Here is a 13,882-nt window from a genome sequence, read left to right on the forward strand (position 1 = left end):
ACATCCACCGTACGACCCGCCACTGACAACGGGTTCTGATCAGCGGTTCTGCGGAGTGCGGGAGCGTTCGCGGACCGTCTCGCGGTCGGGGTCGCGGTGGGCGCGGACCGGGGAGCGGCGGGCGGAGTGGGCGACGAGTTCGCGCGCCGGGACGCCCGGCTTGTGCTCGACCGGGGTCCAGCCGGACCGGCCTGTGATCATCAGCGGGTCGAACAGTACGACGGCACCGGTGAGCACCAGGAAGATCAGCGGGCCGATCAGCATCGGCGTGAGCAGGGCCGCCGACGACTCGCCGCCGACGGCGCCGCCCGTGTCGTGCAGGTGGACGTCGAGGGCGGCCATGCTCGTGTAGTGCATGCCGACGCCGGCGAGTCCCATCACGAGGCCGGCGCCGACGCTCCAGAGGAACCCTTTCGCCCGTCCGGCGACCCAGAGGGACGCGGTCGCGGCGACGACGGCGATCAGCACGGAGGCCACGACGATGGGAATGTCGTAGTCGACGGTGCCGTCGAGCCGCATCCCGGCCATGCCCAGGTAGTGCATGCTGGCGACACCGAGGCCGGTGATCGTGCCACCGGTGAACAGGGCGGAGCCGGTCGCGCCCCGGTAGCCGACGATGAAGATCCCGATCCCCGTCATGACGATGGCGACGGCCAGACTCGCGTATGTCGTCGACCGGTCGTAGTCGATCGACACCTCTTCGACGGAGAAACCGGTCATCGCGACGAAGTGCATGGTCCAGATGCCCGAGCCGACCGCCGCCGCCCCCAGGGCGAGCCAGCCCGGGCGCCAGGAGCGGGCGATGAGCAGGGCGCGGGTGGTGCAGCGCAGGCCGAGGGCCCCGCCGAGGCAGGCCATGAGACAGGCCACCAGTGGAGTGACGAGCCCGTAGCTGAATCCGTCGACGGTTCCGTGCATGCGGTCGCCCTTCCGCCTCTCGAGTCCCGGAAATCGTGAATGCCCCCGTCCCAGGACCGCCACGCGGTCAGGGGTGACGCTGAGAGTATGACTGCCACCGGAATGGCCGAACGACTTTCCGGCAAAGAAGCACGGCCTCGTCGCAGATGTGCGGCACCCGTGAGCGAGTTCGGCCGGATCCGTACGGCCTGTGATCCCACCCGTGGCCCATCTGCGGGCGCCTCGTTGACCCTGTGCTGTCAGTGTTGTGCTGTCCGTGGTCGTTCGTCGCGAGGAGTACGCATGCACGCGCGCGCAGTCGCCGCCCTGGCCACCGCTCTCGCGGCGGTCGCCGCCCTGCTCCTGCCCGTCTCGGGGGCACGGGCCGCCGACGCCCAACGACCGCAGCCCGTGGTCGTCGCCCACCGGGGCGCCTCCTCCCACGCCCCGGAGAACACGCTGCCCGCCGTCGACAAGGCGGCGGCGCTCGGCTTCTCCTGGGTGGAGAACGACGTGCAGCGCACCAAGGACGGCGAACTCGTGGTCGTCCATGACGCCACCTTGAAGCGGACGACCAACGTCGAGCGGCTCTTTCCCGGCCGGGCTCCCTGGAAGGTGAAGGACTTCACCGCCGCCGAGATCGCCCGCCTGGACGCGGGCAGCTGGTTCTCCCCCGCGTTCACGGGCACGCGCGTGCCGACGCTCGACCAGTACATGCGCCGGCTCGAGCACAACCACGAGAAGCTGCTCCTGGAGATCAAGAACCCCGAGCTGTACCCCGGGATCGAGGTACAGATCCTCAAGGTGCTCGCCAACGACGGCTGGCTCGACCAGCGGCACCTGGCGAGCCGTCTGATCGTGCAGAGCTTCAGCGCCGACAGCGTACGGACCGTGCACGCGCTGAAGCCCGCCGTCCAGACCGCCCTCCTCGGCCGCCCGGACACGGCCGACCTGCATCGGTACGCGGCCTTCGTGGACCTGATCAACCCCTCGTACCGCTCGCTGTCGGCGGAGTACACGGCGGCCGTCCGCGCACACCGGGGACCGCACGGCGCCCCGATGGGGGTCTTCGCCTGGACGGTGGACGACGCCGCCGGCGCCCGGACCGTCGCCGGCTACGGCGTGGACGGCATCATCACGAACAAGCCGGAAGTGGTGCGCGCGGCGCTCACAACCGTCTGATCCCACGACTGCGCAGGTCAGCCGGCGTTGTCAGTGGTGGGCCGTACCGTAATCGCATGGACAGCCACGAGCGGGACGGGCAGCGGGTCGTGCAGGACGAACAGCGGGTCGTATGGGCCGTCGTCGGTACCGGCATCGGCCCGCTGCTGCTGGCAGCGACCCCCGAGGGCCTGGTCAACGTCGTCTTCCACGCCACCGACGCGGTACGGGAGCGTGCGCTGGCGCGGCTGGCGTCCCGGCTGGGCACCGAACCGGTCGAGGCGCCCGACTCCCCCTTGCTCACGGAGGCGATACGCCAGGTGCGGGCGTACTTCGCGGGCGAGCGGCAGGACTTCGAGCTGCCGCTGGACTGGTCGCTGATCTCCGGCTTCAACCGGCAGGTGCTGCGCGAACTGGCGTCGGGTGTGCCGTACGGCTCGGTCGTCGGGTACGGCGATCTGGCCGACCGGGTGGGGCAGCCGGGTGCCGCCCAGGCGGTGGGGGCGGCGATGGGCGCCAATCCGCTGCCGGTGGTCGTGCCGTGCCATCGGGTCGTCGAGAGCGACGGGGGCATAGGCGGCTTCGGCGGCGGCCTGGAGGCCAAGCGCAGGCTGCTCGCGCTGGAAGGCGTGCTGCCCGAGCCGATGTTCTGAGACGCCGGGCGCGACGGGCAGCGCGTGCGCTGGTCGTGGTGCCGAGCCTCGAAGACCGGCCGCAGGGGTTTGACCCGGTACGGCACCCGCCAGAGATGAGGGGAGAGCCCGACAGACGGGAGGCAGGCACGTGCTGGTGGTGTCCGAAGAGGTACGGGAGGCGCTGGCGGCGCGTCGCCCCGTGGTGGCCCTGGAGTCCACGATCATCGCCCATGGGCTGCCGCGCCCACGCAATCTCCAGGTGGCACTGGAGCTGGAGGACGTGGTGCGGCAGGAGGGTGCGGTGCCCGCGACCATCGCGGTGCTGGACGGCCATCCCCATGTCGGCCTGGACAAGGGGCAGTTGGAGCTGGTCGCGAACGAGGAGGGGATGCGCAAGCTCGGCCACCGCGACCTGCCGCTCGCGACGGCCGCGCGGGCGAGCGGGGCGACCACGGTGTCGGCGACGGCGCTGCTGGCCTCGCTGGCGGGCATCCGCGTGTTCGCCACGGGCGGGCTCGGCGGGGTGCACCGGGAGTGGACGGTGACGCAGGACGAGTCCGCCGACCTCGGGCTGCTGGCGCGCACGCGGATCACGGTCGTGTGCGCGGGGGTCAAGTCGATCCTGGACGTTCCGGCGACCTTGCAGCGGCTGGAGACGCTGGGGGTCGCGGTGGCCGGGTACCGCACGGACCGCTTCCCCGGCTTCTATCTTTCCGACTCAGGCCACCCGGTGGACTGGACGCTGCGGACGCCGGAGGACGTGGCCGAGGTCATGCGGGCACAGAACGCGCTGCGGGCGCCGGAGTCGGCGCTGATCGTCGCCAACCCCGTACCGCCCCAGGAGCAGTTGGACCCCGAACTGCACGCGCGGGTGCTCGCCGACGCGCTGCGCGCGTGCGCGGAGGAAGGCGTCACGGGGCAGGCGGTGACCCCGTTCCTGCTCGACTATCTGGTGCGGCACACCGACGGCGCCTCGCTGCGCGCCAACCTGGCGGCGGTGCGCGGCAATGTCCGGCTGGCGGCACTGATCGCGGCGGCGTGGGCCCTGCCGTGACGGCCGGCGGAGCGCTGCTGGTGGTCGGGGACGTCGTGACGGATGTCGTCGTACGGCATCGCGGGCCGCTCGCCACCGGCACCGACACCTCCGCCGCGGTCCGGCTGCTGCCGGGCGGGGCGGGTGCCAACGTGGCCTGCTGGGCGGTCCACAGCGGATGCCGGGAGGTCCGGCTGCTGGGGCGGGTGGGCGCGGAGTCGGCGGGCTGGCACGAACGGGCGCTGATCGCCTCGGGGGTGCGTCCCCACCTGGTGGTCGATCCCGGGGCGCCGACCGGGACGGTGGTCTGCCTCGTCGACTCCTCGGCGGCGGCCGAGCGCACGTTCCTCACGGACAGCGGGGCGTCGCTTCGCCTGGAGGCGGGCGACTGGTCCGACCCACTGCTCGACGGGGTGGACCGACTGCATCTGTCGGGCTACCTGCTGTTCTCCGGAACGGGCCGGGCACTGGTGGCGCGGGCCGTCACGGCGGCCCGCGCGCGTGGTGTGCCGGTGAGCCTGGATCCCGCGTCGGCCGGATTCCTCGTCACGCTGGGCGTGGACCGGTTCCTCGCGCTCGTGGAGGGGGTGGACCTGCTGTTGCCGAGCCGCGACGAGGCCTGCCTGCTGACTGGCCTGCCCGACCCGGCGGACGCGGCGGCCGAGCTGAGCCGCCACGTCCCGCTGGTGGTCATGAAGCAGGGCGCCGCCGGAGCGCGGGTGGCGTGGACGGGCGCCGTCCGCGCCCACGTACCCGCGGTGCCGGCCATCGCGAGGGACACCACCGGCGCGGGTGACGCCTTCACCGGCGCGTTCCTCGCCGCCCTGCTGGCCGGCGCCACCCCCGAGACGGCGGCGGCCCGGGGCTGCGGGGCGGGCGCGCTCGCGGTGGCGCGGGTGGGCGCGAGGCCTCCGAGAGCCCGGTGCTCCTCCGAGGTTTTCCGAGCCCTGTGACCTTTCGAGGCCTTCAGCGCCGGTGGCCTTCCGGTCGGCGGTCCCGAGGTGCTACGGCTTGGTGCCCCAAGCGGAGATCATCGGGGCCGTGGTCAGGTCCATGGTGCCGGAGGCCACGTTGGCCAGGTGCTGGTCGATCTCCTCGTCGGTGGCCAGGCCCGCGGCGACGAGGCGGGCGCGGATCTGCCGGACCGTGGCGGACTCCAGGGCGGTGCAGGCCGGGGAGGTGACCGGGAAGTAGGCGTCGGCCTCCACCCGGTGGAGACCGGCCTCGCGCAGCAGGCGCGGGAGTCTGCGGCCGTAGGACAGGTCGGCGCCGCGGTCGGCCAGCAGGCGGCGGAAGCCGTGGCGCAGCCGGTTGGCCAGTTCCTCCGCGGGGCCGTGCTCGTCCGGGCAGAGCAGGGGCTGGAGGGCGGGGTCGGCGTCCTCCAGCAGCAGCCGTCCGCCGGGGCGCAGGGCCTTGATCATGGACCGCAGTGCCCGTTCCCGGTCCGGCACGTGGACGAGGACGAGCCGGGCGTGGACGAGGTCGAAGCCCTCCCCCGGCGGCTCCTCGGCGCCCACGTCGTGGACCCTGACCTCCACCGGCGGGCGGGCGGCCCCGGCGATCAGCGAGGTGTCGATGTCGGTCGCGACGACCTTGCCGGTGGGGCCGACCCGCTCGGCCAGCCAGGAGACGACGGAGGTGCCGCCGGCGCCGACCTCCCAGCAGCGCCACCCGGGTCCGGCACCGAGTCCTTCGAGGTGGCGGAACGTCGTGGGGTCGAAGAGGGCCGCGAAGGCGTCGAAGCGCTCGCCCGCCTCGGTCTGCCGGTTGGCGAGCAGATATCCACCGCCGTCCGTGCCCTCGTGCCGGCCCCCGCCCTGGCTCTGGTTCCGGCCTTCGTGCCCGTCCTTGCCGTGGTCGGTGTCCGTGCCCGAAGGCCCGTCCGCTTGCCCGTCGCTGTACCTCATACCGCGATCATCCCAGCCGCCTTTGACGCCCGCCGCGTTTGTCCACAGGCGGGAACAAAGCGGAACGTGCGGTTTCCACAGGCTTGCCCGGTCCTCACGTGAGCCTGGCAGACTGGCTCGACCAGGCGGCAAAAGGTGCACGCGAGGAGATCCGGATGTCCATGGCGGGGAATCTGCGGAAGGTGGCTCGGCTGGCCCGAGGGCGGCGCCGGGTCGACCTGAGCCATCCCGCCCGGTCCCCGCTGGGCTCCTCCGTGGTGAACTGCGTGGCCTACCAGGACGGCGAGCGGGTCCCGGACGCCGGCGATCTGGTGGAGGCCGTGACGCGGGTGCGCAAGGCCCGTGACGGTTTCGTCTGGCTGGGGCTGCACGAGCCGACGGACGAGGAGTTCGCGGGCATCGCGGACCTCTTCGACCTGCACCCGCTGGCGGTGGAGGACACGGTCAAGGCGCATCAGCGCCCGAAGGTGGAGCGGTACGGCGAGACGCTGTTCGCGGTGTTCAAGACGGTCTGCTACCTCGAGCACGAGAAGCTGACGGCGACGAGCGAGGTGGTGAGCGCCGGCGAGATCATGGTGTTCACCGGGCAGGACTTCGTGATCACCGTGCGGCACGGCCGGCACGGCTCACTCGGTCCGCTGCGCGAGGAGCTGGAGTCCGATCCGGTGCAGCTCGCCAAGGGGCCGGCGGCGGTGCTGCACTCGATCGCGGACCACGTGGTCGACGACTATCTGAGCGTCACCGGCTCGTTCCAGGAGGACATCGACGAGGTGGAGACCGAGGTGTTCGCGGAGGACGGCGAGCGTGTCGATCCGGGGCGGATCTACCAGCTCAAGCGGGAGCTGCTGGAACTGAAGCGGGCCGTCGTGCCGCTGGGCCGCCCGCTGGAGGAGCTCTCCGCCCGGCCGATGCGGGTGGTCGGCCCGGAGATACAGGCGTACTTCCGGGACGTCCTCGACCATCAGACGCGGGCCAAGGAACAGATCGCCGCCTTCGACGAACTGCTGAACTCGATTCTCCAGGCCCACCTCGCACAGGTGACGGTGGCGCAGAACGAGGACATGCGCAAGATCACGGCCTGGGCCGCGGTGATCGCCGTGCCGACCATGGTGTGCGGGGTGTACGGCATGAACTTCGAGGTGATGCCGGAGCTCCACTGGCGGTACGGCTATCCGCTGGTCATCTGCCTCATATCCGCCATCTGTCTGTCGCTGTACCGCGGCTTCCGCCGCAACGGCTGGCTCTGACTCCGGGTGGCGCCGGGCTCAGCCGTTCCAGGCCGGGTGCCGGAGGTCGTCGGCGCGCACCAGGACGTCGGCGGTGCGGGCCGGGTCGGTCTCGGCGTCGTAGCGCTCGAAGGCGGGCAGCGTCCAGTGCTCGGCCTCCGGGGTACGGCGGCGCAGGGCGCCCGGGGAGAGGAGGAGATGGACGGTCAGGTCGAAGGGGAACCAGTGCCGCAGCAGGAGGGGGCCGTGCAGCAACAACATGGCGCCGGGCGGGAGCCGGACGTAGTCGCTGCGGGTGGCACGGTCGGTGACCGGGTCCCGCAGGTCGGGAAGCACACGTCCGTCACCGCCGGGTTCGAGCGGGCCGAAGACCTCGCGCCACAGGGCGCCGGTGTCGAGCCAGCCGTTGTAGTAGGACTCCTCGTCCCGGTGGCCGTGCTCCAGGCGGAGGGAGGCCGGGCGCAGGAAGCCCTCGGTGCCCACCACCACCGCGGGGCGGCCGAGCGGCCGCAGTGCCTCGGCGACGCGGTGGGCCAGGTCGCCCGGGAGGGCGGCGGGGGCGCCGTCGAAGGCGATGCGCGGCCAGGGGCTGCCGTCGGCGGGCTCCAGGTCGAGCAGGCGCTCCGCGAGGAGGTCTCCGAGCCGTTCCCAGGTGATCGCTTGAAGTCGCACACGCCCATGATGCGCCAGGCTGAAAGCGGGGTGCGGCGGGAGGGGCGTCCGGACACGCGCCCGGGAATGTACGACGTATGGCCCCGCATACGGCCCCACATACGTCCTCGCGTATGACCCCGCTGCCCGTGCCTCGGCCGTCCGACGGGCTTCTCGTCGTCCAGCCGGTGCGCCGCAAGCACTGCGCCGCGTGCCGGCGCGGCCCGCTGCCGCTGCTCGTGCTGGAGGAGGGAGTGCCGCGGTGCCTGGACTGCGCCGACCTCGGGCACCTGGTCTTCCTGCCGCGGGGCGACACCGCGCTGACGCGCCGGTCGCGGGAGGAGAGCGCGCTGTCGGCGGTGGTCGTGCGGTTCAACCGGCGCAGGAGCCGTTACGAGCGGCAGGGCGTCCTCGTCGAGGAGGCGGCGCTGGCCCGCGCGGAGCAACGGTGTCTGGCGGACGCCGAGGCCCGGCGCCGTCGCCGGGCGCGCGACGCTCGGCGGCGCGCGGCCGAGGACATACGCATCACGGACGCGTTCGCGGCGGAGGTCCTGCGGCTCTTTCCCGCCTGCCCGCCGGACCGCGCGCGGGCCATGGCCGCGCATGCCTCTCTGCGCGGCAGTGGACGGGTCGGCCGCAGCGCGTCGGGGCGCGGCCTGTCCGAGGCCGCGGTCACCTCGGCGGTCACGGCCTCCGTGCGCCACCTGGACACGCCCTACGACCGGCTGCTGATGAGCGGGGTGGCTCGGCCCGAGGCCCGGCGGCGGATCAGGCCCGCCGTGAACTCGGTGCTGCGGGCCTGGCGGGAGCCGGAACCGCACGCTTAGCCCCATCCGAGCCGACGGCTCCGCGCGTGCCGCACGGCGGACGCCTCCGGCGGCGGGCGCACCGCATCACGGACCTCCCCGGCCGCGCACACCGCACCACATACGTGCCCCGCCCGCGCACACCGCACCACATACGTGCCCGGCCCGCGCGCCGCGCCATGGACACACCTGCCGGACACACCCGCCGCACACACCCGCCGGACGCACCCGGCTCCGGGCACCCCGCCGCCCCCGGGATATCGGGCTCTGCGCCTGGTGGGCGGCGGACGTATCGTGGCCGGAAAGAGGTGGTGCCCGAGGCAAGGGGGACGGCCATGGCCGATCCCAAGGGTTTCATGACCACACCCCGCCAGGAATGGCCCCGCAGGCCGGTCGAGGAGCGGGTACGGGACTGGCACGAGGTGTACGTGCCGGGCGGGCTGCTTCCTATCATCAGCAAGCAGGCCGACCGGTGCATGGACTGCGGGGTGCCCTTCTGCCACGAGGCCTGTCCGCTGGGCAATCTGATCCCCGAGTGGAACGACCTGGTGTCCCGGGAGGACTGGCGGGCGGCCGCCGACCGGTTGCACGCGACGAACAACTTCCCCGAGTTCACCGGGCGGTTGTGTCCGGCGCCGTGCGAGGCGGGATGCGTGCTCGCGATCAACCAGCCGGCGGTCACCATCAAGAACGTCGAGTGCGCGATCGCCGACCGCGCCTGGGAGGAGGGGTTCACCCCGCCGCGCCCACCGGACCGGTTGTCCGGGCGGACCGTCGCGGTGATCGGGTCGGGGCCGACCGGGCTCGCCGCGGCCCAGCAGCTGACCCGTGCGGGGCACACGGTCGCACTGTACGAGCGGGACGACCGGCTCGGCGGGCTGATGCGGTACGGCATCCCGGCGTTCAAGATGGAGAAGCACCATCTGGAGCGGCGGTTGGAGCAGATGCTGGCCGAGGGGACGAAGTTCCGTGCGTCGACGGAGGTCGGGCGGGACGTGGGGGCCCAGGAGGTGCGGGCGCGCTACGACGTCGTGGTGATCGCCACGGGTGCCACGGCGTGGCGTGAACTACCGGTACCGGGCAGGGAGTTGACTGGCATCCATCAGGCGATGGAGTACCTGCCGCTGGCCAACCGGGTGTGCGAGGGCGACATGGAGACCTCACCGGTGTGCGCGGCCGGCCGGCATGTAGTGATCGTAGGCGGTGGGGACACGGGAGCCGACTGCCTGGGCACGGCTGTGCGGCAGGGCGCCGTGTCCGTGACCCAGCTCGACATCTACGCCCAGCCGGACGCGGAGCGCGACGAGGACCTCGAACCGTGGCCGACCTACCCGAAGATCTACCGGCTGTCGCCCGCGCACCAGGAGGCGGGCGACCTGGGCACCGCGCCGGTCGCGGACGCGGACGCGCGGCTGTTCGCCGCGTCGACGCTCCGCTTCACCGGCGACGCCGACGGGCATGTGCGCGAGTTGCACCTGACCGAGGTGGACGTGGAACGACGCCCCCGGCCGGGCACCGAGCGAGCGATCCCGGCAGATCTGGTGCTGCTCGCGCTGGGCTTCTCCGGCCCGTCCCAGGAGGACGGCCTCATCGACCAGTTGGGGCTGCGGCTCACTCCCCGGGGCACCATCGCCCGGGACCCCGCCTTCGCGACGAACGTTCCCGGCGTGTTCGCCGCCGGGGACGCCGCCCGCGGCCAGTCGCTGATCGTCTGGGCCATCGCCGAAGGGCGCGCGGTCGCGGCCTCCGTGGACCACCATCTGACGGGCGCCCGGAGCCTCCCGTCCCCGATCGGCCCGTACGACCGTCCGATGCGGGTGTGACGTCCGTGGCACCCCGCCTGGCCGGCGGGGCGCCGCGGACGTCTCACTGCGCCACGACCACCGCAGCAGGCATGACCACCGCAGTCATGACCACCGCAGTCGTGGCTTTCGCGGATACGGATTCCGTGGTCACGGATCCCGTGGTCACGGATGCCGTGGTCACGGATCCCGCGGTCACGGCTTTCGCGCCACCGCCCCGTAGCCCGGGATGACTCCGTCGTCCTGGCCCGGGACCGGTTCGCCCAGTTCCGGGTGCCACTTGTGGACGACCTCCACGCCGGGCTCGACGAGTTCCAGACCGTCGAAGAAGCGGCTGAACTCCTCGCGGGAGCGCAGGGCGAGGGTGACGCCCGCCGCCTTCAGCTTGGCCGTGGCCCTCTCGGAGTCCTCCGGAGTGAAGTCCGAGGTGGCGTGGGTCATCATCAGGTAGCTGCCCGAGGGCAGTTCGGCGAGGAGACGGGCGACCAGGTCGTGGGCGCCGTCCTCGTCGGTGATGAAGTGGAGCAGCGCCACCAGGGACAGGGCCACGGGCCGGCTGAAGTCCAGGACCTTCCCGGCACCCTCCAGGATCGTGGCCGGGTCGCGGACGTCGGCCTGCACGTACTCGGTGATGCCCTCCGGCGCGCTGCGCAGCAGGGCCGCCGCGTGGGCCAGCACGATCGGGTCGTTGTCGCAGTAGACGACACGTGCGTCCGGCGCGACCGACTGGGCGACCTGGTGCAGGTTCGGCTCGGTCGGTATGCCGGTGCCGATGTCCAGGAACTGCCGTACGCCCTGGCCGGCCAGCCAGCGCGTCGCCCGGTGCATGAACGCGCGGTTGACCTTGGCCATCACCGGCACCCGCGGGTCGAGTGCCAGCATCTGCCGGCCCAGTTCCTCGTCGACCGGGTAGTTGTCCTTGCCACCGAGGTACCAGTCGTACATCCGCGCCGGATGCGGCTTGCTGGTGTCGATCTCGGTCATACGGCACCTCGTAAGCGTCTGAAGTGAGCAGTGGTCATGATCAAGTCGTTACCAAGATTAGGGAGTTGAGACAGTCAACAGACAGGGGTCGTTCAGGCCAGCAGGAAGTCCGCCTCTCCCGCCTTCGCGCCCTTGATGAACGCCGTCATCTCGTCGGTCGTGTAGATCAGCGCCGGTCCGTCCGGGTCGGTCGACTGACGGACCGCGATCCGGCCGTCGTCCAGCTTCATGGCCTCCAGGCAGTTGCCTCCGTTGCCTCCGCTCCACGGCTTGTGCCAGCCCTCGCTGCCGAGTTCGCGGGCGGGCATGCCGTTGTAGATGCCGCCGCGCAGCCGCGGCTTGGGCTGGTACGTGATGCGTTCCATTCACAGCTCCTTGCGGAAATCCCGGAGGATCTCCTTCGTGCGATGTGCAGTAGCGGCCTGCGCCGCCATGCGGTCCATGACCTCGAGATGGCTCGCCACCTCCTGACGCGCGTCCAGGTAGACCGCGCCGGTCAGGTACTCGCTGTAAACCATGTCCGGCAGTTCGGGCATGGCGAATCGGAACAGCACGAAGGGGCCGTACGTGCCGGCGTGCGGCCCCGCGGAGAACGGGGCGACCTGCAACGTCACGTTGGGCAGCCGCGCGGCCTCCAGCAACCTGTCGATCTGGGCACGCATCACCTCGGGGCCGCCGACCTGGCGGCGCAGCGCGGTCTCGTCCATCACCACCCAGAACCTGGGGGCGTCCGGGCGGGTGAGCAGGTCCTGGCGTTGCATGCGCAGCGCGACGTGGCGCTCTATGTCCTCGGGGCTGGTCTGACCGACGGCGCCGGATTTGAGCACCCCGCGCGCGTAGTCCTCGGTCTGGAGCAGTCCGGGGACGAAGTGCGGCTCGTAGGACCGGATGAGCGCGGCGGCGCCCTCCAGGCTGACGTACATCGAGAACCAGCCCGGCAGGATGTCGTGGAACCGCTGCCACCAGCCCGGCTGGTTGGCCTCCTCGGCCAGCCGCGTGAAGGCCTCGGCCTCCTCGTCGGAGACGCCGTAGGCCTTCAGCAGCAGCTGGAGGTACGGGATCTTGAGGGCGACCTCCGCCATCTCCATACGGCGTACGGTGGCGGGCGCCACGTGCAGGATGCGAGCGGCTTCCTCACGCTTGAGCCCCGCGCTCTCCCGCAGGTCCCACAGGCGCCGGCCGAGCACGACCTGCCCGACGGTCGGCGCGGACCGAGGCTCACTCACACTCCACCTCCACTGACCCAGGAGCGAACTGTACGGACGGACGTGAGGATTCCGGAGGTTCCCGTCATGAATCCCGCACGACCCACGGCAACCGCGCGTAAGCCCGTTCGAAAATCCCGGGGCCCGGCGGTCTCAACTGGCGCCGTTCGACGTGCTGTTGCGAGCAGTGTGCCATGGCCCCTCAGCGTGACTCCAACACTCTGCAACTTTCAGAGTGCCACTTGCCAAGTGTTCACGGCGGGGCGATAGTGGCAAGCGTGATTCCGTCTCCGCCCTTAGGAACAGACGCCGCCGCGAGCTCGCCGAGCCGCGGCGCGAGTACGAGCGCGGGCCCCGGCGGGGACGTTGCCGAGCGTCGGTTCCGTTTCGAGCTGGCCGCGCACCCCGGCTCCCCCGCGCAGGCCAGACGCCTGACCCGGACCCGGCTGACCGGCTGGTCCGTGTGCGAGGACACCTGCGACGCGGCCGCCCTCGTCGTCTCGGAGCTGGTCACCAACGCCATCGTGCACACCGCCAGCAGGCAGATCGTGTGCGAGCTGCACGACGGGGACGATCGGGTGCGCATAGCCGTACGGGACGAAGGGTGCGCGCCGGGCGAGCCCCAGCCGTCGCCGCGGCAGCCCGAGGAGGAACACGGGAGGGGACTGCTCCTCGTCGACGCCATGTGCCTGGCCTGGGGGGCCCAGGAGCAGGGCACCGGCCTGGTGGTGTGGGCGGAACTGCCGCGCCGCACCGCCCCCGCCCGGAGCGACCTGGGCTGGGGCGCCCGGCCGAAGCCGGTCCCGGCCCGCGACAGCGGCGACAAGAACGGCCCGCAGGTGCACGGCCAGGCGCAGCGGCAGACCCACCGGCAGGCACATCACGAAACGGGGACCGCATGGCTGTGACCGGCGCCGGCGCCTTGGGCGGCACCGGCCAGTCGCTCAACCTGGACACGCTCGTACACCTGGGCCGCCGCCTGCGCACCCACGGCACACCCCGGCGACTGTCCCCGCCCGAGGGCATGACCGCCCCCCTGGGCTGCGACGCGGTCGCGGTCCCCGCCCACCTCGGTCCGCAGCTGATGCCCCGGCTTCCCCGCGTGGGCTGCGTCTACGCGGATCGCGCGCACTGGTGGTGGATCGTCCCCGCGGACTCCGACTACGCCCTGCGCTGGCCCGCTCCGGCCCACTACTCCCCGGGCGCGACGTTGCCCGCCTCACCGACGGCGCCCACGCTCGTCCACCGCCCGGCGGGCACGATCCCCTACACCCCGCCGATCCCTCTCTATCTGGCCCTGTGCCGGATCACGGGGACGACCCCGGCCTGGTCCAGCACGGTCAGCGCGTAAGGAAGCCGGAGAGGCGCGAAAGCCGGCGGCTCACGCCGTGGCGTCACCGCCCGCCTCTCCGCCCCGGACGATCACCAGGAACGTGTCGGTCGCGAGGTCCATGACAACCTCGGCGGGCAAGCCCTCCAGACGTCGCGCATGCGCGAACTCCTCCGCCGGCCACGACCCGCGGGGACCGCCGGCGGGAAAGCGCTCGAGCACCGTTCGCCCGTTCACGCTGCACC

General features: G+C 72.2%; 16 protein-coding genes. 9 read left to right on the top strand and 7 right to left on the bottom strand.

Translation table 11 applies throughout. The features are described from left to right. Window positions 1-39: 39 nt before the first annotated feature. On the bottom strand, window positions 40-918 hold the full coding sequence (locus tag OIE49_RS10085) for an MHYT domain-containing protein (RefSeq protein WP_326802021.1): 879 nt from the start codon (window positions 916-918) through the stop codon (window positions 40-42). Window positions 919-1,200: 282 nt separating this feature from the next. Here OIE49_RS10085 and OIE49_RS10090 point away from each other — a divergent pair, with 282 nt between their 5' ends. From OIE49_RS10090 to OIE49_RS10105, 4 genes are all read left to right on the top strand, one after another. Beyond that, window positions 1,201-2,079 (top strand): glycerophosphodiester phosphodiesterase, encoded by an 879-nt coding sequence (locus OIE49_RS10090; RefSeq protein ID WP_326802022.1) that lies wholly within the window; start codon window positions 1,201-1,203, stop codon window positions 2,077-2,079. 56 nt (window positions 2,080-2,135) lie between these two features. Beyond that, window positions 2,136-2,711 (top strand): methylated-DNA--[protein]-cysteine S-methyltransferase, encoded by a 576-nt coding sequence (locus tag OIE49_RS10095; protein ID WP_326802023.1) that lies wholly within the window; start codon window positions 2,136-2,138, stop codon window positions 2,709-2,711. A 130-nt stretch (window positions 2,712-2,841) separates the two neighbouring features. Next, window positions 2,842-3,747, top strand: a complete 906-nt coding sequence (locus tag OIE49_RS10100; protein ID WP_326802024.1) for a pseudouridine-5'-phosphate glycosidase — start codon at window positions 2,842-2,844, stop codon at window positions 3,745-3,747. Then, window positions 3,744-4,679: a carbohydrate kinase family protein gene (locus OIE49_RS10105; RefSeq protein ID WP_326802025.1), complete on the top strand. Its 936-nt coding sequence runs from the start codon at window positions 3,744-3,746 to the stop codon at window positions 4,677-4,679. The genes OIE49_RS10100 and OIE49_RS10105 overlap by 4 nt, the downstream gene beginning before the upstream one ends. A gap of 51 nt (window positions 4,680-4,730) precedes the next feature. Here the strand turns inward: OIE49_RS10105 and OIE49_RS10110 are convergent, their stop codons facing one another. Further along, on the bottom strand, window positions 4,731-5,633 hold the full coding sequence (locus OIE49_RS10110) for a methyltransferase domain-containing protein (protein WP_326802026.1): 903 nt from the start codon (window positions 5,631-5,633) through the stop codon (window positions 4,731-4,733). A gap of 155 nt (window positions 5,634-5,788) precedes the next feature. Between OIE49_RS10110 and OIE49_RS10115 the strand changes: the two genes are divergently transcribed. Next, window positions 5,789-6,880, top strand: coding sequence for a magnesium and cobalt transport protein CorA (locus OIE49_RS10115; protein ID WP_326806183.1), 1,092 nt, complete (start codon window positions 5,789-5,791; stop codon window positions 6,878-6,880). 18 nt (window positions 6,881-6,898) lie between these two features. Here OIE49_RS10115 and OIE49_RS10120 read toward each other — a convergent pair whose 3' ends face one another. Continuing rightward, the gene (locus OIE49_RS10120; RefSeq protein ID WP_326802027.1) at window positions 6,899-7,531 is read right to left on the bottom strand and encodes a uridine kinase; all 633 of its coding nucleotides are present in this window, start codon (window positions 7,529-7,531) and stop codon (window positions 6,899-6,901) included. 113 nt (window positions 7,532-7,644) lie between these two features. Here OIE49_RS10120 and OIE49_RS10125 point away from each other — a divergent pair, with 113 nt between their 5' ends. Both OIE49_RS10125 and OIE49_RS10130 read left to right on the top strand, forming a co-directional pair. Continuing rightward, entirely contained in the window at window positions 7,645-8,337 is a 693-nt protein-coding gene (locus tag OIE49_RS10125) for a DUF2293 domain-containing protein (protein WP_326802028.1), read from the top strand. Window positions 8,338-8,651: 314 nt separating this feature from the next. Next, complete coding sequence (locus tag OIE49_RS10130; RefSeq protein WP_326802029.1) at window positions 8,652-10,139, top strand: glutamate synthase subunit beta; 1,488 nt, start codon at window positions 8,652-8,654, stop codon at window positions 10,137-10,139. Between the two features lie 174 nt (window positions 10,140-10,313). Here OIE49_RS10130 and OIE49_RS10135 read toward each other — a convergent pair whose 3' ends face one another. From OIE49_RS10135 to OIE49_RS10145, 3 genes are all read right to left on the bottom strand, one after another. Further along, window positions 10,314-11,102: an SAM-dependent methyltransferase gene (locus OIE49_RS10135; RefSeq protein WP_100569533.1), complete on the bottom strand. Its 789-nt coding sequence runs from the start codon at window positions 11,100-11,102 to the stop codon at window positions 10,314-10,316. Between the two features lie 92 nt (window positions 11,103-11,194). Continuing rightward, window positions 11,195-11,467: a DUF397 domain-containing protein gene (locus tag OIE49_RS10140; RefSeq protein ID WP_326802030.1), complete on the bottom strand. Its 273-nt coding sequence runs from the start codon at window positions 11,465-11,467 to the stop codon at window positions 11,195-11,197. Beyond that, entirely contained in the window at window positions 11,468-12,328 is an 861-nt protein-coding gene (locus OIE49_RS10145; RefSeq protein WP_326802031.1) for a helix-turn-helix domain-containing protein, read from the bottom strand. A 257-nt stretch (window positions 12,329-12,585) separates the two neighbouring features. Here OIE49_RS10145 and OIE49_RS10150 point away from each other — a divergent pair, with 257 nt between their 5' ends. Together OIE49_RS10150 and OIE49_RS10155 are read left to right on the top strand one after the other, a co-directional pair. Further along, the gene (locus tag OIE49_RS10150; protein WP_326802032.1) at window positions 12,586-13,215 is read left to right on the top strand and encodes an ATP-binding protein; all 630 of its coding nucleotides are present in this window, start codon (window positions 12,586-12,588) and stop codon (window positions 13,213-13,215) included. Continuing rightward, a complete protein-coding gene (locus tag OIE49_RS10155) occupies window positions 13,206-13,658 on the top strand; it encodes a hypothetical protein (protein WP_326802033.1) in 453 nt (150 codons plus the stop codon). Before OIE49_RS10150 ends, OIE49_RS10155 begins: the two co-directional genes overlap by 10 nt. Before the next feature lie 30 nt (window positions 13,659-13,688). Here the strand turns inward: OIE49_RS10155 and OIE49_RS10160 are convergent, their stop codons facing one another. Further along, window positions 13,689-13,874: a hypothetical protein gene (locus OIE49_RS10160; RefSeq protein WP_159024888.1), complete on the bottom strand. Its 186-nt coding sequence runs from the start codon at window positions 13,872-13,874 to the stop codon at window positions 13,689-13,691. Window positions 13,875-13,882: the final 8 nt, after the last annotated feature.

It is taken from the genome of Streptomyces sp. NBC_01788 (genome assembly GCF_035917575.1).
In the GTDB taxonomy this organism is placed as follows: Bacteria; Actinomycetota; Actinomycetes; order Streptomycetales; family Streptomycetaceae; genus Streptomyces.